The sequence below is a fragment of the Winogradskyella sediminis genome, assembly GCF_003387355.1.
Taxonomy (GTDB): Bacteria; Bacteroidota; Bacteroidia; order Flavobacteriales; family Flavobacteriaceae; genus Winogradskyella; species Winogradskyella sediminis.
In genome coordinates this window covers 1,242,052-1,261,328 of the sequence record NZ_QUNH01000001.1, presented here as the reverse complement: position 1 = coordinate 1,261,328, position 19,277 = coordinate 1,242,052, and the positions used below count along the sequence as shown (strand labels likewise).

General features: G+C 35.2%; 13 protein-coding genes. All 13 read left to right on the top strand.

The window, feature by feature from the left end; translation table 11 throughout:
* Positions 1-21: 21 nt before the first annotated feature.
* The 13 genes from C8N41_RS05375 (at position 22) to C8N41_RS05315 (ending at position 19,112) form a co-directional block, all read left to right on the top strand.
* Complete coding sequence (locus C8N41_RS05375) at positions 22-5,097, top strand: translocation/assembly module TamB domain-containing protein (RefSeq protein WP_115838469.1); 5,076 nt, start codon at positions 22-24, stop codon at positions 5,095-5,097.
* Between the two features lie 2 nt (positions 5,098-5,099).
* The gene (gene tamL, locus C8N41_RS05370) at positions 5,100-7,385 is read left to right on the top strand and encodes a translocation and assembly module lipoprotein TamL (protein WP_249033244.1); all 2,286 of its coding nucleotides are present in this window, start codon (positions 5,100-5,102) and stop codon (positions 7,383-7,385) included.
* 83 nt (positions 7,386-7,468) lie between these two features.
* Positions 7,469-7,942 (top strand): nucleoside deaminase, encoded by a 474-nt coding sequence (locus C8N41_RS05365; RefSeq protein ID WP_115838467.1) that lies wholly within the window; start codon positions 7,469-7,471, stop codon positions 7,940-7,942.
* A gap of 91 nt (positions 7,943-8,033) precedes the next feature.
* Entirely contained in the window at positions 8,034-8,369 is a 336-nt protein-coding gene (locus tag C8N41_RS05360; protein ID WP_092445017.1) for an arsenosugar biosynthesis-associated peroxidase-like protein, read from the top strand.
* An 80-nt stretch (positions 8,370-8,449) separates the two neighbouring features.
* Positions 8,450-9,511, top strand: coding sequence for an arsenosugar biosynthesis radical SAM (seleno)protein ArsS (gene arsS / locus C8N41_RS05355; protein WP_115838466.1), 1,062 nt, complete (start codon positions 8,450-8,452; stop codon positions 9,509-9,511).
* A 36-nt stretch (positions 9,512-9,547) separates the two neighbouring features.
* Positions 9,548-10,228 carry a TIGR04282 family arsenosugar biosynthesis glycosyltransferase gene (locus C8N41_RS05350; RefSeq protein WP_115838465.1) on the top strand — a complete coding sequence of 227 codons (681 nt, stop codon included), beginning with the start codon at positions 9,548-9,550 and terminating at the stop codon, positions 10,226-10,228.
* An 88-nt stretch (positions 10,229-10,316) separates the two neighbouring features.
* On the top strand, positions 10,317-13,511 hold the full coding sequence (locus C8N41_RS05345; protein WP_115838464.1) for a SusC/RagA family TonB-linked outer membrane protein: 3,195 nt from the start codon (positions 10,317-10,319) through the stop codon (positions 13,509-13,511).
* A 9-nt stretch (positions 13,512-13,520) separates the two neighbouring features.
* Positions 13,521-14,963 (top strand): SusD/RagB family nutrient-binding outer membrane lipoprotein, encoded by a 1,443-nt coding sequence (locus tag C8N41_RS05340; RefSeq protein ID WP_115838463.1) that lies wholly within the window; start codon positions 13,521-13,523, stop codon positions 14,961-14,963.
* A gap of 6 nt (positions 14,964-14,969) precedes the next feature.
* Positions 14,970-16,310, top strand: a complete 1,341-nt coding sequence (locus C8N41_RS05335) for a sodium:solute symporter family transporter (protein ID WP_115838462.1) — start codon at positions 14,970-14,972, stop codon at positions 16,308-16,310.
* A gap of 25 nt (positions 16,311-16,335) precedes the next feature.
* Positions 16,336-17,163 (top strand): metallophosphoesterase family protein, encoded by an 828-nt coding sequence (locus C8N41_RS05330; protein ID WP_115838804.1) that lies wholly within the window; start codon positions 16,336-16,338, stop codon positions 17,161-17,163.
* A gap of 30 nt (positions 17,164-17,193) precedes the next feature.
* Complete coding sequence (locus tag C8N41_RS05325; RefSeq protein WP_092445029.1) at positions 17,194-17,685, top strand: rhodanese-like domain-containing protein; 492 nt, start codon at positions 17,194-17,196, stop codon at positions 17,683-17,685.
* Positions 17,678-18,307, top strand: a complete 630-nt coding sequence (locus C8N41_RS05320) for a TIGR04282 family arsenosugar biosynthesis glycosyltransferase (RefSeq protein WP_092445031.1) — start codon at positions 17,678-17,680, stop codon at positions 18,305-18,307. The genes C8N41_RS05325 and C8N41_RS05320 overlap by 8 nt, the downstream gene beginning before the upstream one ends.
* Positions 18,300-19,112, top strand: coding sequence for a purine-nucleoside phosphorylase (locus tag C8N41_RS05315; protein ID WP_115838461.1), 813 nt, complete (start codon positions 18,300-18,302; stop codon positions 19,110-19,112). Before C8N41_RS05320 ends, C8N41_RS05315 begins: the two co-directional genes overlap by 8 nt.
* Positions 19,113-19,277 lie beyond the last annotated feature (165 nt).

The following is a 19,277-nucleotide window of genomic DNA, read 5'->3' as shown; positions in this document are numbered from 1 at the left end:
GTATATCTTTGAGAATTTAAGATGACCGAAAACACAGCATCCCCAAAACCTAAAAAGCGAAAATTTCGTTGGTTACGCAGAACCTTACGTATTCTGCTCGGTATTTTGCTGTTTTTATTGTTGGTCGTACTTTTTGTCCGCAGTCCTTGGGGACAACGTATCATTGTAAATAAAGCTGTAAATTTTATTTCAGATAAAACAGGAACCAAAGTAGCTATAGAAAAGCTCTTTATTACATTTGACGGTGACTTACAACTTGATGGTTTATACCTGGAAGACAAAAAAAGAGACACTTTAATTTATTCTAAATCACTCGAAGCAAACATTCCGCTTTTTAAAATTATAAGTGGTAATGGTATTGGAGTCGATGCTTTAAATTGGGATGGATTGCGCGCCAATGTCATTAGAAAAGATAGTATTGAAGGTTTTAATTTTCAATTTTTAATTGATGCATTTGCAACCTCAGACACTACCAAAGTTGAAAAAGACACCACCTCTACTCCATTAAACCTAGTTTTGGGTCAGTTAAATTTCAATAATTTTGATGTGGTTTATGACGATGCTGTCACAGGAATTGATTCTAGATTTAAAATTGGCCACTTTAATGCTGATATGAAAACCACCAATATTGAAGCTATGATTTTTGATGCTTCAGCTATTGAACTTAACGACGCGCATATTAAATTTATTCAAAAACCTGTTGCAATTGATACTACCTCATCTAACGGTCCATTACCGCAATTATCAGTTGAAAATATTGCCTTAAACAACGTTGTAGCGTATTACGAATCCCAACCAGGTCAATTAATTGCAGATGTTACCATCTCAGAATTTGAAGCCACATCACCACTAATTAATTTAGTTAATAGTGAATTTAATCTCGATAGAATCACGCTTAAAAATTCTAAAGTGTCTTTAAATACTGAGTTTAAAATCAATGGTATCACACAGAGAACCGAAGACGTCACCACTACATCAGAAACCAATACTTCTGGTTTTGAATGGCCACAACTAAAGCTCAATGTCGCGGAAATTGATTTTGAAAACAATCAAATTAATTATGCCGTTGGAGAGGCCGAAGCTCAAAAAGAAGTGTTCAATCCAAATGCCATTGCACTTTCAAATTTTACGCTTCAAGCTAAAGCCATCGCATTACAAGATAAAAGTGCAACTTTAAATTTAGAGCAACTAAGTTTTAAGGAATTTTCAGGCTTATACCTAAATCAATTGGCGGTTAATTTTAAAGCCACAGACGAGCGTATGCGCTTGAATGATTTAGACTTCCGACTCAATAAAAATGCGATTTCTGGTTATGTCCATTTAGATTACCAATCTCTTTCAACTTTTATAGAATCCCCTGAAACGACTAAGATTGCACTAAATCTCCCATCATTTCAGCTTTCATTCTCGGAACTATTTAAGTTTCAACCCAATTTAAAAAACAATACTTACCTCAACACTTTAAGCAAAAAACCACTCAAAGGAAACATTAACGCCTCAGGCACTTTGGCCGCTATTAACTTAACAAATGCGGAATTAAATTGGGGAAATGCCACTAAAATTACCACCCAAGGAACCCTTCAAAATGTAACCAACACCGAAATATTACAATTAAACATTCCACAGTTTTTAGCAATCACAAAACGCACTGATTTAATTCAATTTTTTAACGAAACAGATTTGGGTGTCCATTTACCTAAAGATGTTCGGTTTACCGCTCAAATAGAAGGTACGCTCAAGGCTATTTCAACTACAGCAAAATTAACCACCACACAAGGTGTAGCTACGTTAGATGGCAGATATCAAAACACAAATAATATCGCTTTTAATGCCGACGTTGCCATTGAGAACTATAAACTAGATGAACTTTTAAATAACCCACAACTTGGCTCCCTAAGCCTCACCCTAAAATCGCAAGGAAACGGAAGTACCTTAAACACTTTAAATGCCGATTTAGAAGCTAAAATCTCGGAATTTCAATTGAACGATTACGCTATTAAAAATCTAAATATCAATGGTAACGTTGAAAATGGTAATGGTACCATCAACTCTCAATATAAGGATGATAATCTCAATGCGACGCTCAATGCTTTAGTGGTTTTAGACTCTATACAACCTGAAGCAAAATTAGAAGTGGACATTATAGGTGCCAACTTACAAGCTTTAGGTTTGATGAGCAGAAATGTTAAAACAGCCATGCACATCAATGCAGAATTTAAGGGTAACGGAGACCGCTACAATGCCAATGCTTTAGTAGATAACGGTGTGGTTGTGTACGATAACAATAGTTATTTAATTGGTGAAATTGACGCTTCCGCATTTGTAGCAAACGATACGACATCTGTGGCATTAACTAATAAAATGGTTCATTTAAACTTAGAATCTAACACCAATCCACAAACCTTTAGCAAAGCTTTAAAACGGCATGTATTAAGTTATTTTTACCGAGATGAAGCCGTGTCTGATACCATAACAGATTTCGTTAACCTAAAACTTAAGGGGAAAATTTCTGAATCTCCATTACTCAATGATGTGTTTTTAGTCAATGTACAAGATTTAGACACCATTGATGTAGCCATAGATTTTAAAGAAAGAGACCGTTTACTAACGGCAAATATCACAGCTCCGCACTTTAATTATAGTGGTAATACTATAGATAGTCTTGTACTTTCCATGGATACCGATAAAGATAATTTCAATTTCAATCTTGGCTTTAAAAATATTAATGCTGGTCCTTTAGACGTGCCTAAAACAATTATTAAAGGGAAACAATCAGATCATGAATTAGCTTTAGATTTTTTAGGTTATCATGACGATGAACAATTACTGAACGTCAACACAAAACTCACAGGAAATCGTGATCGTTTAGCATTTACTGTAAATCCTGAAAATTTAATTTTAAATAAAGAACCATGGACCATTCCTCAAGAGAATGAAATGATTATAACTGATAAGCATTTAGAATTTAACGCTTTTAAAATCACAAAAAACAGTCAGTCCATCACTCTAACAGACCAGTTAGAACGTATTGAAAATCAACATGTCGCCATAACCTTTGAAGATTTTGATATCAACGAAGTTTTTAATTACTTAAGTCCAACATCTGAACTAGCCAACGGTAGATTAAATGGTGATTTTATCTTAGAAAATCCTTTTGGAAACACTGGGATTCTAGCCAATATTAATATTGAAGAATTTGAATTATTAGATACAAATTTAGGCACTTTTAGTCTTAACGGAAATTCTATAGAAACAAATAATTATGCTTTTAATGCAGGTTTAAAAGGTGGTGATATCGATTTTGATCTCGCAGGTGACTATACGGTAACTGGTAAATCTGCAAACCTCGATCTCGATTTAGATATTAATACATTTAAGATGAAAGCACTCAATACCCTTTCATTGGGTGAAGTAAAAGAAGGAGAAGGTTATTTCACCGGTAATTTTAAGGTTACTGGCACCACTGCAGATCCACAGTACAATGGTTTTTTAAACTTCAAAGATGCCACATTTAATATTGCCAAACTCAACTCTGAATTTAGTATGGCTGATGAAAAATTGAACATTAACAATGCAGGTCTATCCATGACGGATTTCACCATTAAAGATGAAAATAAAAATGCCTTGGTACTCTCTGGAACGGTAGGTACAGAACGTTTTGTAAATCCAACTTTTGATCTCAATGTAAAAGCTACAAATTTTCAGGTTTTAAATGCCACTAAAGAAGATAATGAGAATTTTTATGGCAAAGCCTCTTTTAATGCCAACGCCAAACTTACGGGCGATTTACAAATCCCTAAATTAGATGCCAAACTTACTATAGGTTCTGATACCGATTTCACTTACGTTATGCCTGCTTCAGTAGCAAGCATTGAAGAACGCGATGGAGTTGTCACTTTTGTAAATCGTGAAAATCCTGATGCTATTCTAACGCAAACGGAAGAAGAAACAGCCACAATAAAAGGCTTTGATATTTCTTCTCAAATTAATATTGGTAAAAATGCAGCCGTAACAGTGGTCTTAGACGAAGAAACTGGAGACAATTTTAAAGCATCTGGCGAAGGTGAACTTCTTTTTACAATGACGCCAAACGGTCGTATTACACTTACCGGTTCTTACGAAATAATAGATGGCCATTACGAACTGAACTTATACAATTTAGTTAACAGAAAATTTTTAATGGCTTCAGGAAGTCGTGTTACTTGGTCTGGTGATCCCCTTGATGCCGAACTCGATGTTCGCGCCATTTATAATCTTGAAACCTCTGCTTCAGGATTAATGGCTTCTCAGATTTCGGGTTCAGACCCTTCTGTTCAAAATAAATTTAAACAAGTCTTGCCGTTTAATGTTTACCTTAATATCGATGGAGAATTACTGCAACCCAAAATAACCTTTGGTTTAGATATGCCAGAAGAAGAACAAGGAGCTATTGGAGGCCAAGTTTACAGTAGAGTGCAACAAGTCAACCAGCAAGAAGGCGAGCTTAATCGTCAAGTATTTTCACTATTAGTGCTTAATCGATTTTATCCAGATTCTGGTAGCGATGGTAGTTCTGGTGGTTTCGCTACCATTGCCAGAGACAATTTAAACGATGCTGTCTCTGACCAATTAAATTCATTTTCAGATAAATTATTAGGTCAATCTGGCATAGAACTCGATTTTGGACTTAATAGCTACACCGATTATCAAGGAGATGCACCAACAGATCGCACACAGTTGGATATTGCTGCTCAGAAAAAATTATTTAACGACAGACTAACGGTAAGCGTTGGTAGCGAAGTGGACGTGCAAGGCAGTAGCAGTACGGGAGAAGAAACACCGATTATTGGTAACGTCAGTTTAGAATACACTATTACTGAAGATGGCAGGTACCGATTAAAGGGCTTTAGAAAAAGTGAATTTGAAAACGTAATTGATGGCCAAACCATTGTTAGTGGCATAGGACTAATCTTTACGCAAGAATTTAACCAATTCAGTGAACTTTGGGAGGCTATTTTACGATCTAAAAAGAACAAAAAAGAACAAGAAGAAGCTGAAGAAAAACAAGAAGCTAAAGCAGCTAACACAGACCAAAGCATAGAACAAAAACAACATTAAATTTGAAACGATTTTTAAAACATAGTATCGCTCTCTTAAGCTTCGGGATATTGGTATACTCTTGCAGTATTACAAAATATATTCCTGAAGACGAAAAATTATATACAGGTGCTAAAATTGAAATTGAAGCAGATTCAACAGTTCAAGATACTAAGAATTTAAAAACGGAATTAGAAACCGTTTTAAGACCAGAACCAAATTCAAAGTTCTTGGGCATGTATTTAGGGTTATATTATTATTACAAATCGCAAAAAGAAAATCCAGGATTTATAAATCGATGGTTAAATAAAAAAATCGGAGAAAAACCTATTTACCAATCGGATGTTGAACCCTTTGAAGTTGAAGAAATCTTAAGAAACCGTTTAGAAAACAAAGGTTTCTTTTACAGCTCAGCAAGCTCAACCATCGTTGAAGGTGACACAAAAGCATCCGTAAATTACAATATCAATGTAGCACAACCGTACAAAATGGCGAGTTACCAATTAGATTCCATGCCTTCACCAATCCATGAAGAGGTTGCCAAAGAAATAAAAAAATCTCCTTTTAAAATAGGTTCAAACTTTGACCTTTCACATATGAAGTTAGAGCGTCAACGTATAGATGGTATCTTAAAAAAGAAAGGGTACTATAATTTTAATTCCGAATTTTTCACATTTGAAGCCGACACCAATCAGTACGATAATAAACGGTTCAATTTATTCTTAAAATTAAAAGCCGAAGTACCCCAAAAAGCGACCGTACCTTACCAAGTACGTCGCATAAATGTTTTTCCTAATTACGATTTACAAGATTCCACGCACACGTCGGTAGAACGTTTTAAAGAAAAAAACTATTACCAAGACACGCTTTTTATTAAACCAAAGTATCTCGACAAATACATCACTCTAAATGAAAACGACATTTACGACCCCCTTGCTTCAAAAAATACAGCAAGGCGCTTATCCTCTATCGGAGCTTACAAATATGTTAATATTCAATATAAAGAATTAGATTCACTTTTAACGGATAGCTTAGGCGTTTTAGAAGCCAACATATACTTGTCGCCTTTAACAAAACGTGCCGTTCGTGCCGAATTACAAGCAGTTACAAAATCTAATAATTTCACAGGTCCAAACCTCGCTTTAACCTATAGTAACCGGAATCTTTTTAAAGGAGGAGAAACACTTAATATTAGTGGAAATGTTGGTTACGAAACCCAATTTGGCAGTGGTGATAATGCCGGACTCAGCAGTTTGGAATTAGGTCTAAAAAGTGAACTTATTTTCCCTAGAGTTATCTTTCCTTATACTTTTAATGAAGACTTCTTTGAATACTCTATACCCAAAACAAAAACCAGCCTTGGTGTCGATTATTTAAGTCGAAGTAAATTATACACCCTATTATCTGGAAGTGCTTTATTTGGTTATGCATGGAATGCTAATCGTTACATTACTTACGAGTTTAATCCGATTTCGGTAAATTACACACAACTTCTAAAAACGAGTACAGAATTTGAAGCCATTTTAGACAACAACCCGTATTTAGAACTCAGTTTCGATCAGCAGTTTATTTCTGGTTTAACGTTTTCCTTTACTTATAATGAAATGGTAGACAGCAACGATGCAAATCAATTTTACCTCAACACCACTATAGATGTTGCCGGAAATTCCATTAGTCTATTAAGTAAAGATCAAGGCGCTGATGAACCTAAAACCTTCTTAGGATTACAATACGCACAATATGCCAAGGCTGATATGGATTTTAGATTCCATCTCAATTTCGGAAAAAACAAATCGCAAACAATAGCCACCCGTTTATTTGCTGGCTATGGGATGCCTTATGGCAATTCGGAAGTAATTCCATATGTGAAACAATATTTTTCAGGCGGACCATATAGTGTAAGAGCCTTTAGCATTCGCTCACTAGGTCCTGGAACCTATAACTCAGATGATTATACCGATAGTGACGGTACATTCTTTGATCAAACCGGAAACATTCGGTTAGAGGCCAATGCAGAATACCGTTTCCCTATATTTTCATTCTTTAAAGGAGCTATATTTGCCGATGCAGGAAATGTTTGGAATTCTAAAACCAATCCGAGTTTTAATGGAGAAGATAAATTCACCTCTAATTTTATTAATGAATTAGGAATGGGAACTGGTGTAGGACTTAGAATTGATGTGCAAGGATTTGTGATTCGTTTCGATTTAGCAGCACCATTTCACGACCCTTCTTTAGAAGAAGGAGACCGATGGAATTTTAGAATTGATGATTCCGTATTAAATTTTGCCATTGGCTATTCGTTTTAAATTTATTTGATTTTCTATATTCGCTTTTGGCACTTAAAAAGCCATTTGATACTTATAAACTAAATAATAGACTTTAATTACCTATGACAGATAAAAAGAAATTTATGAAAGAAGCCGTAAACGCGGCATTAAAAGGTATGAACAATAATGAAGGTGGCCCATTTGGTTGCGTCGTTGTAAAAGATGGAAAAATTGTAGGACGAGGAAATAACAAAGTTACCTCAACTAACGATCCAACGGCACATGCAGAAGTTACAGCTATTAGAGATGCTTGTAAAAATTTAGATTCATTTCAATTAGACGGTTGTGAAATTTACACTTCGTGCGAACCTTGCCCAATGTGCTTAGGGGCTATTTATTGGGCACGACCAGATAAAGTTTACTACGGAAGTAACCAAATAGATGCTGCTAATATTGGCTTTGATGACGAATTTATTTACAAAGAAATCCCCCTGCCTTACGAGAAAAGAAGTATCCCTTTTGAGCAATTAGCCAGAGAAGTGGCTTTAGAACCATTTCAGGAATGGACCAAGAAAGTTGATAAAACAGCCTATTAAATTGTAGAGTTTTCTTCAAAATTCTGTAATCTTTAAGATTTAACTTCGACAGAATGTAGTATATTGATTTTTTTAATCAAAATACAAACATATGTCAAAACCATATTATGATGCTGCGGACTTACGCAAATTTGGAAAAATTACAGAATGGAGCGAGGAATTAGGAAACAAATTCTTTGACTATTACGGAAAAGTATTTGAAGAAGGTGCTTTAACCGCTCGTGAAAAATCATTAATTGCTTTGGCTGTAGCACACACAGAACAATGTCCTTATTGTATAGACGCTTACACTAAAGATTCGCTTCAAAGAGGAGTCACCAAAGAAGAAATGATGGAAGCAATCCATGTTGGTGCTGCCATAAAAAGTGGTGCAACCTTGGTTCATGGTGTACAAATGATGAACAAGGTTAATAAACTAGATGGGTAAAAAAGCCCCTTTTAATTTTCAAAAAGGGGTAAAACCAGTACTCAATTAATTAGCAAGCATTCAAAACCCGAAATAGATTAATGGCGACAGCAACAAAATCCCTAAAAAAGCAAGGAAGCGATTTAGCACAAAGTAATAAACAAATAGAGATTCTTTCTAATGGTATTTTTCAGAATGGCGAATTACCAACGTTTAAAAACAAAATTTCCGAAACGAGTCAATTTCCTTTAAAAGCTAAAAAGCTTGAAATTCTACAAATCAACGTTGGCTATATGTGTAACCAAGTTTGTGACCATTGCCACGTAGATGCTGGTCCAGACCGAAAGGAAATTATGACTAGAGATACCATGAGACAATGTCTTGAGGTTATTAAAAACACAGGCGCACATACTTTAGATTTAACAGGAGGTGCACCAGAAATGAATCCCGATTTTAGATGGTTTGTTGAGGAAGCTGCCAAAGCGGGAATTAAAGATTTCATTGTACGCTCTAATTTGACCATAATTCGGGCGAACAAAAAATACTACGATTTACCTGAATTCTTTAAAAAACACAATGTACATGTGGTAAGTTCTATGCCTCACTGGACACGTGGAAAAACAGACAAACAACGTGGTGATGGTGTTTTTGATAAATCTATTAAAGCCTTACAAGAATTAAATGCGGTTGGTTATGGCATGCCAGGAAGCGATTTAAAATTAGATTTAGTTTACAATCCGTCAGGCGCTTTTTTACCTGGAGACCAAGCTGCGATGGAAAAGGATTTTAAAAAGGCCTTAATGGAAGATTTTGGTATTGAATTTCATAATCTATTTGCGATTACTAATTTACCTATCGCACGATTCTTAGATTATTTAATCGCTTCAGAAAACTACGAAGATTATATGTATTCGTTGGTTGAAGCTTATAATCCTGCTGCTGTAAAAAATGTGATGTGTACTAATACACTATCCATTAGTTGGGATGGCTATTTATTTGATTGCGATTTTAACCAAATGTTAGAATTGCCTGTAAATAGTAAGTCTAAACATATTTCAGAATTCAATGAAGAATTATTAGAAGGACGAAACATCGTCATTTCACAACATTGCTATGGTTGTACTGCAGGTGCCGGAAGCAGCTGCCAAGGTGTTGTTGCTTAAAACAAATTTAGATTCCTGCCTACGTAGGAATGACATATGAATAAAAAAACCGCCATATTAATCTTTGCAAATTCTGCAGAAAAAGAATTGATGTCTTCATCAGTTGCTTCTGCTGATTTTTTTGAATTGCTAGATTCTAAAACGGTAAAAACGGTTGAAAAAACAGGTTTACCTTATTTTCATTATTCTGAAAAAGAACAAATAGGAAACACCTTTGGCGAGCGTTTTACAAATGCTATTGATGCCATTTACAACAAAGGTTTTAACCAGGTTATTACGCTTGGTAATGATATACCGCATCTTACAGCCAATCATATATTAAAGGCAAAGGACAAACTAAATCATTCTGATGTTGTTTTAGGACCTTCTACGGATGGTGGTTTTTATTTAATGGGTTTCAAACAAACGCATTTTAATACCACTAAAATTCAGAATTTACCTTGGCAAACCAAACAACTTCGTCATTGTTTAAATGCGGAACTACAACAGCAACAAATAAAAACCGCTTATCTTGAAACTTTATCAGATATCGATGATGCTTCGGATTTTGAGCTAATCTTAGAAAGTTTCAAACCGTTAGATTTTAAGATAAAAAAGTTACTCTTAAAGCTTCGGAAAGCCATTCAAACAAACTCTAGTTTTACGGCTGTTTTTCATGATAAATCAATTTTCAAAAAGCACCATAACAAAGGCTCGCCTATTTTACTTCATATTTAAAACGGGAATTTAAATTGTTCTAATTCCCACGATTTTTTCATTCAAACCAAAACATCTCAAAAAAATCGCCACACATTGTGGTCTTAATATGAAGCACATTTACACAGGCTTACTGCTATGCTTATGCTTTTTCAGTAATGCTCAAATTACAATTACCGGAATCGTCACAGATGCGGTTTCTGCAACACCTTTACCGTTTGTAAACATTACATCAAACACAGGTTTAGGCACCACAACAAATGACGATGGAACGTACAACATTGTGGTTTCGTCTAACTCAGATACACTTACATTTTCGTTTTTAGGTTTTAAATCTCAAACTATTGTGGTTGGCGACCAAACCCTAATTAATGTTACTTTAGAAGAAGATTCTGCGGCTTTAGATGAAGTTGTTATTACAGCATTAGGTTTAGAACGCGATACCAAAGAATTGGGTTATGCTGTACAAGCGATTTCCTCAAAAAGTTTAAACGAGGTAAAAACCATTAATTTTTTAGACAACTTACAAGGCAAATTGGCTGGTGTAACCGTTACAAAAGGCGCAACTGGTGTTGGGTCGTCTTCTAAAATTACCATTAGAGGCGAAGCGTCTTTTTCTAATAACAATCCTTTGTTTGTGGTAGATGGTGTACCTATTAATAACGAAACTGTTTTTAATTTTACTAATGAAGCTGCTGCTGGATTTCAAGAAATTGATTTTGGAAATGGTGGTATGGAAGTAAATCCGGATGATATTGCGTCTGTTACCGTTTTAAAAGGACCAAGTGCTGCAGCTTTGTATGGTACAAGAGCCTCTAATGGTGTTATTGTTATCAACACTAAAAATGGTAGTAACAAAAGAGGCTTAGGCATTAGTATCAACACCTCATTGTTTGTAGATTCGGCCTTTAGATTACCTGATTTTCAAAATTCTTATGGTCAAGGAAATTCTGGTCAGTTTGAATATGTTGATGGTCTTGGTGGTGGCATCAACGATAATATTACCTATTCTTGGGGACCACGTTTAGATGCTGGTTTACTTATTCCGCAATTTGATAGTCCTGTGCAATTAGCAAATGGTTCTGTTGTAAGAGGTGGCGACACTGCACTTTATAACGGTTTAGACATTACTGCGACACCTTTTATTTCAAATCCAGATAACTTAAAAGATTTCTATCAAACTGGGACCACAACCATTAATAACATTTCAGTTTCTAATGGATTTGATTCCGGAAACTACCGACTGTCATTTACAGATTTAAGAAGTGAATCTATTATTCCTGGTGTTAATTTAGATAGACAAACCATTGCGGCAAAATTAAATTTTAATCCAAGTGAAAAGACCGAAATTAATGCGTCTATTAGTTATATAAATTCTAGTAGCGACAACAGACCTTCTAATGGTTACGGAAGTGAAAACGCCAATTATTCGCTTGTGGCTTGGGGACCACGTTCTTTAAATATTGAAAATTTAAAGGATTATTGGCAACCTGGTTTAGAAGGCACGCAACAATATTCTTTTAATTATACGTTTTTTGATAATCCGTATTTTATCTTGAATGAAAACACCAATGCATTTAATCGTGACCGCATTTTTGGGAACATTTCTATTACTCAAGAATTAGCCAAAAACCTAAGTATTTCATTAAGAACAGGAATGGATTACAGTACAGAAAAGCGTCAGTTAAGACGCGCTTATAGTAGCAATCGTTTTAGCAATGGTGCTTATGCAGAGCACGATGTAATGTTTAGAGAAGTGAATACCGATTTTTTAATCAACTATAAAAATCAGTTTAATGACTTTTCTGTGGATGTGTTTTTAGGTGGCAATAGACTTAACCAAACCGCAACCACAAATCAATCGCAAACTGTGAGTTTGGCGCAACCTGGAATTTACAATCTCAATAATGCAGCTTCGCCCATTGAAACGTTTCAATTTGAAAGTGAAAAACGCATCAATTCATTTTATGGCATTACAAAATTCGGATATAAAGATTTTCTGTTTTTAGATATTACAGGCCGAAATGATTGGTCTAGTGCTTTAGCAACACCATTTTCGGTAGATGGTACATCATTCTTCTACCCTTCTGTATCGTCGAGTTTTATTTTATCTAACGTTACGGAATTGCCAAGGATATTCTCTTTTGCAAAGTTAAGAGCGAGTATTGCCCAAGTAGGAAATGATACCAGTGCGTACCAAACTTCTGGCGCTTTTGTATCGCAAACGCCTTACAATAGCGAGCCAACCTTTAGCAACCAAGATTTTATTCCTAATTCTAATTTAAAACCAGAACGTACCACTTCTTATGAGTTTGGTACCGATTTACGTTTTTTAGATAATAAATTACGATTAGATTTTACGTATTACAATGCCAACACCGAAGACCAAATCATTTCGTTACCAGTCGCTATTTCTTCAGGTTACAGTCAGCAAGTGGTAAATGGCGGAAAAGTAAACATGCAAGGTGTAGAAATCATTTTAGGCATTACACCAATACAAACGGATAATTTTAACTGGAACACCACGTTTAATTTCGCTACAAACCGTTCAGTGATTAAAGATTTACCACAATCTGATGGACGCCTAACACTCGCTTACAGTAGAATTTATGATAGTTCTAACCAAACCGTTTGGTTTCAAGTGGAAGAAGGCGGACGTGTTGGCGATTTCTACGGAACAGCTTATCAGAAAAATGATAACGGACAATTTTTAATTGATGATAACGGGAATTACATTGCTGATGACAATTTAAAAAAGCTAGGAAATTACAATCCAGATTTCACTTTAGGATGGCGAAACAATTTCAATTATAAAAATTGGAACCTAAGCTTTTTATTCGATTGGCGACAAGGAGGCGAAATCGTTTCTAGAACACGCGCCTTAGGAAATGTTGGTGGCCAACTAGCCGAAACCAGTTACAGACCAGAGGACGGCATTGTGGCACAGGGTGTTAATGTTAATACTGGTGCAGCAAATACGGTTGCCATTACAGCAGAAAGTTATTACAGACAATTTTACGATAGAAACCATGAAGAAAACAATGTTTACGATGCGTCATTTTTAAAACTGCGTCAATGTGCCATTGGTTACACCTTTAATTTTAAAGATGGCTTTTTAGGCTTAAAAGAAGGTGCAGATTTAAACCTGTCTTTGGTAGGAAATAATTTATTCGCCATTACTGAAAATCCACATTTTGACCCAGAACAATTAGCCGTACAAGGCAACGGATTTGTAAGTGGTGTTGAAGATATGAGTTATGCCACAACACGAAGCATTGGTTTTAAAGCCGGATTTAATTTCTAAAATAGTACGATGAAAAAATTTATATATACCATTTCAATTTTAAGTTTAATTTTTACAATAAGCTGTACCAAAGATTTTGAAGATATCAATACCAATCCTAACTCGCCAAGTTCAGTACAACCGAGTTTGTTGCTGCGACAAGTGATTTATGATTTTGGCGAAAACATGAGCTACGAAGGTTTTGTGGCTGGCGACTTATTAGCACAACACAGAACCGCTTTAGATTTTAATTTATTTGATAGACATGCTTTAAAATCGCCACAATTAGGTGGTAATCCTTGGCCTATATTTTATACCAACTTAAGAGACAATGAAATCATTTTAAAGCAATCGCAAACTGTGGAGACTTTTGCGGTTTACGAAGGTCCTGCGTTAATCTTAAAAGCCTATATGGCTGCTGGTTTAACTGATTTATTTGGAGACGTACCGTATTTTGAAGCCTTTAATGGTATTGAAGGTTCCGTTACACCTAATTATGATTTACAGGAAGATATTTACCTGAATGAAAACGGTATTTTAAATAATTTAGATAAAGGTATTGCTGCCATTGAAGCCTATTCGGATGCCATTCCACTCGAAGGCGATATTTTATTTTATGGAGATTTAGACGCTTGGGTAAAATTTGCAAACGCTTTAAAAATCAAACATTTGCTTCGTATTTCAGATAAAATAGATGTATCTAATGATTTACAAACGCTTTTTGATGAAGGCAATTATATCACTTCAAACAGTGAGAATGCTATTTTCAACTTTACAAATACAGACCCAAACAGTTTTAGATTAGCACAATTACGCATTGGAGATTTCAACAACTTCGTGTTATCTGAAACAATGGAAGATATTTTAATAAATTTAAACGACACTAGAATTTCAAGTTTATTTCGTCCGTTTTCTAATTCAACTACAAATGAATATAACGGATTATTAAATGGCATCGATGCGTCTTCCACTTCTATTGCCTTAGCCGATTACTCGTTAGCAAGTACTGCTTTTAGAGAAGACACCTCTACTTTAGACGCTAATTTTATTACCGCTTGGGAAGTGCAATTTGCTTTAGCAGAAGCGGCTGCCAAAAACATAATTTCCGCAGATGCACAAACGTTATACAATAATGGAGTTACGTTGGCTTTTGAATATTGGAACACAGAATTACCAGCCGATTATTTAACTGGTCCTGCGGCTTACAATGCTTTTGGGTCTAATCCTATTGAGCAAATTTTAACTCAAAAATGGATAGCCAATGTGATTAATGGCTATGAAGGTTGGATAGAATTTAGAAGAACAGGTTTCCCTGAATTAAGAACCATTTCTGCGAGTTTAAACAACGATTTAATTCCGGTAAGAATGCCTTATCCTGCGGAAGAAGAAGCTTTAAATTTTGAAAATTATAGTCTTGCTGCATCTGCAACCGATAACAATAGTATAAATGTGCCAGTGTGGTGGAATGAATAAAAACGTATGGATATAATTGACTGGCAATGGCTTTTAATAGTCACATCGAGTGTTTTGCTCTTTGTGCTTTCGCCATTAGCTAAAACTACAGACCAATTTTTCAAGGCCGTTCATAAAAAGAAAGCGCCAAATGCTTTGGTGCTTACTGGTAGCCTTATTATTTCTTGGATATTTGCCAAGAGTATTACCAATGCTGCCAATTTAGGCTTAAGCTTTGGTATAGTTGGTGGTGTGGCTTATGCTGGTTATTATTTATCTTTTGCTGTAGCAGGTGTATTGATTTATAAAATTAGAACTGTTGGTGGTTTTAAGAGTATTCATGAATTCCTAACGAGTAAATTCGGCAAAGGTGCCATGGCTTTATTTTCAATTTTAATTGCTATTCGTTTATTTAATGAAGTTTGGAGTAACACCATGGTTATTGGAAGTTATTTCGGAGACATTGGAAGCTCAAATTATTATTGGGCCATTGTGGTTTTTACAGCCTTAACTTTAGCCTATGCGATTAAAGGTGGTTTAAGCAGTTCCATTTTTACAGATGTGATTCAAATGGTCTTATTTAGTGTTTTATTATTAGTCATCCTTTGGAAAATCTTTTCAGTGGAATCCTTTACCATTAATGATGTTACGTCATCAGGTACATGGAGTTTTGAGTTGGGTTTAAACTTATTTTTTGCTGCCTTTATTCAATCCTTCAGTTATCCCTTTCACGACCCAGTTTTAACGGATAGAGCATTTATAAGTTCGCCAAAAGTCACGCGTAAAAGCTTTTTGTGGGCAAGTTTATTAGGTGCTATTTGTATTATTTTATTTAGTATTATTGGTGTTTATGCACAAACACAAGGCTTTACTGGTCAGGCAGCAGTGCAAGTTGGTAAAGCATTCGGTGTTATTATTCTTTTAGTTATTAATTTTATAATGATTACCTCTGCAGCGTCGACATTAGACTCTACATTTTCGTCATTTTCTAAATTACTGGTTATTGATTTAGGCATGGTAAAAGACCTCACATTCGGACGTGCTTCCATGGCTGCCATTGCTATTTTAGGCACCTTACCCATATTTTTAAATGCCGAAATTTTATCTGCAACCACCATTTCTGGAACTATGGTTATTGGCTTAACACCAATTTTTCTATTCTGGAAAATGAAAGCCCCAAAAATCAGTTTTTATTTGAGTATTATCACAGGATTAATTTTTGGGTTCTTGCTGGTTTTTAATGTATTTCCTGAATCATTAATTTTCACGCAAGGTAAATATGCGGACTTGCTTTGGGTAAATATTTGGGGAATTTTAAGTTGTAATATTATATATTTCATTCCGAAATGGTTGAAATCAAAAAAATGAGATTTCCACTTTCGTGGAAAATGTTATGGATAAAAAAATAACAGACATAGGACATTTAACTGGTAAAGTATTACTATTTGGTGGTGTTTACAGTAATCTTCAAGCGCTAGAAGCTTTAATTGCTGTAGCAGAATCAGAAGGTATTCCGCCAGAAAATTGTATTTGTACAGGCGACATTATTGGGTACTGTGCTCAGCCAGAAGAAACCATTCAAACGTTTAAAAACTGGAACGCAAAAAGCATTGTTGGCAATGTAGAAATACAATTGCGCGATGATGAAGACGATTGTGGCTGCGATTTTAGAGAAGGCTCACGATGTGATAATTTTTCCCAACAATGGTATCCTTATGCTAAAAGTAAATTATCAAAGGATTCTTTAAATTATCTTGAAACGCTTCCTGACCATATTACTTTTACTATTGGGAATCAAAACGTGATGGTTGTTCATGGTTCTTGTTTTAATATTTCAGAATTTATTTTCAAATCTACAGATTGGTCCATAAAAGCTAAAAATTTTTCAGCCACAAAAAGTGATATCATCATTGCAGGACATTGTGGTTTACCTTTTTTAGACCAACAAGACGACAAACTTTGGGTTAATCCTGGCGTTATTGGTATGCCTGCCAACGACGGAAATCCTAGTGTTTGGTATGCTATCTTGGACGATTCCGAGCAATCGACTACAGTAAATTTCCGTAGATTAGATTACAATTATAAACGCACAAATCAACTGATGTTAAACGGATTATTACCAGAATCTTATGCAAAAACTATAGTCTCTGGTATTTGGGATAACATGGAAATTTTACCTGAACCCGAAAAACAATTACAAGGAAAAACCATACTACTGTAAGGTTAAGTAAATTATTTACACTAAAAGCACATGCAAAAAATTGTTATCCTATCGTTTTTACTCTTAAGCTATCTGGGACATAGCCAAGAAACGATTCATGAACTTTTAAAAACGCATAATAAAGAAAATATACCATACATTTCTGTAGAGGAATTAGCGATGCCAAAAACGGAAGCTATTTTGCTAGATGCTAGAGAACTTTCAGAGTTTAAGGTTAGTCATTTAGAGAATGCCATACACGTTGGTTATGAAGCGTTTAATTTAGAAGCCACAACAGCTTTATTACCAAATAAATCGGCAACTATTGTGGTGTATTGTTCGTTGGGCATTCGCTCAGAAGATATCGCAGAGCAACTTAAAAAGAACGGTTACACCAACGTATACAACTTATTTGGTGGTATTTTTGAATGGAAGAATACTAATTTCAAAGTTTATAATAAGGAAGGAGAAACAGAAAATGTACATGCATTTTCTCATCATTGGAGCCAATGGCTATTAAAAGGAAATAAAATATATGACTGATACACTCGTAATTGTGTTTGTAAAAAACATCACTTTAGGAACTGTAAAAACACGACTCGCAAAAACCATTGGCAATCTTGGAGCTTTTGAAGTTTACACAGAATTGGTTAAAATCACCGAAAACGCAACCGAACAATTACCTATAGATAAACGTATTTATTTTTCTAATACTGTAGTGGAATCGCAATGGCCAAACGATTATAAAACGGTACAAAACGGAAATGATTTAGGCGAACGTATGATGAATGCTTTTAAAGACGGTTTTGAAGCCGGTTATAAAAGAATAGTACTAATTGGTTCCGATTTACCAGATATTAATGCCACACATATTATGAATGGTCTAAAGGCTTTAGAAGCTAATGACGTTGTGTTCGGACCAGCGGAAGATGGTGGTTATTATTTAGTAGGCATGTCTCAGCTTGAAGCTTCCGTTTTTACAAATAAACCTTGGAGTCAACCCCATTTATTAACAGAAACGTTACAAGAGTTACAGAAAAATAATGTTTCCGTTAGTACCTTAGACACTTTAAATGATATAGATACTTACGAAGACTTAATTGCTTCAGATTTCTATAAATCGAATATCAAATTACAAGAAAAAATACAACAACTCAATGATTAAACAGATAACAGAAAGCACAGAATATTTACAAAGCAAAGGTTTTGACAACCCGGAAATCGGCATCATTTTAGGAACCGGTTTGGGACAATTAATTAATGAAATAGACATTATAGCCGAAGCCAGTTATAATCACATTCCAAATTTCCCCACAGCCACTGTAGAATTTCATAAAGGCAAACTTATTTACGGTAATCTTGCCGGAAAAAAAGTCGTTGTTATGCAAGGTCGTTTTCATATTTATGAAGGCTATACTTTACAAGATGTTACGTTTCCAGTTCGCATTATGGAAAAATTAGGGATTAAAACGTTGTTAGTTTCTAATGCTGCTGGAGCTGTAAATTTAGATTTCAAAAAAGGAGAATTAATGCTTATTGACGACCACCTAAATTTACAAGGAGGTTCGCCTTTAGCCTTTAAAGGAGTGTCTGAATTAGGTGAACGTTTTGCAGATATGAGCGCACCTTATGATGCAGACATCAATTCAAAATTTGAAAGTATTGCTAAAGCGCAAAACATCACCTTACACAAAGGAGTTTATGCTTCAGTGGTTGGTCCGCAGTTAGAAACACGAGCAGAATACAGAATGCTGAAAACTATTGGTGCAGATGCCGTTGGCATGAGTACTGTGCCCGAAATTATAGTCGCTAATCACCTTAAGCTCAAAGTCGCTGCAGTTTCGGTGTTAACAGATGAATGTGATCCAGACAACTTGAAACCTGTTGATATTTCTGAAATTATTGCTATGGCAGAAAAGGCAGAACCACATATGATTACACTTTTTAAGCAGTTGATAAAGACGCTTTAAAAGTTGGCAAGATACGGACAATCCTACAGAGCCTTTGAGGAAGACCTGCTAGGTTTCAAAAAACCTTGTAGGTCTAATAAAATGTCCAATAAAATAAAGAATCAATACCTACAAGGTTTTTAAAACCTTGCAGGATTAAAAATAAGATTCCTGCCTTCGCAGGAA

Coding starts and splice junctions, on each gene's coding strand:
- C8N41_RS05325 (WP_092445029.1), top strand. CDS start 17,194: ATGCAAAAAATTGTTATCCTATCGTTTTTACTCTTAAGCTATCTGGGA.
- C8N41_RS05320 (WP_092445031.1), top strand. CDS start 17,678: ATGACTGATACACTCGTAATTGTGTTTGTAAAAAACATCACTTTAGGA.
- C8N41_RS05345 (WP_115838464.1), top strand. CDS start 10,317: ATGAAGCACATTTACACAGGCTTACTGCTATGCTTATGCTTTTTCAGT.
- arsS (WP_115838466.1), top strand. CDS start 8,450: ATGGCGACAGCAACAAAATCCCTAAAAAAGCAAGGAAGCGATTTAGCA.
- C8N41_RS05335 (WP_115838462.1), top strand. CDS start 14,970: ATGGATATAATTGACTGGCAATGGCTTTTAATAGTCACATCGAGTGTT.
- C8N41_RS05340 (WP_115838463.1), top strand. CDS start 13,521: ATGAAAAAATTTATATATACCATTTCAATTTTAAGTTTAATTTTTACA.
- C8N41_RS05375 (WP_115838469.1), top strand. CDS start 22: ATGACCGAAAACACAGCATCCCCAAAACCTAAAAAGCGAAAATTTCGT.
- C8N41_RS05330 (WP_115838804.1), top strand. CDS start 16,336: ATGGATAAAAAAATAACAGACATAGGACATTTAACTGGTAAAGTATTA.
- C8N41_RS05365 (WP_115838467.1), top strand. CDS start 7,469: ATGACAGATAAAAAGAAATTTATGAAAGAAGCCGTAAACGCGGCATTA.
- C8N41_RS05315 (WP_115838461.1), top strand. CDS start 18,300: ATGATTAAACAGATAACAGAAAGCACAGAATATTTACAAAGCAAAGGT.
- C8N41_RS05360 (WP_092445017.1), top strand. CDS start 8,034: ATGTCAAAACCATATTATGATGCTGCGGACTTACGCAAATTTGGAAAA.
- C8N41_RS05350 (WP_115838465.1), top strand. CDS start 9,548: ATGAATAAAAAAACCGCCATATTAATCTTTGCAAATTCTGCAGAAAAA.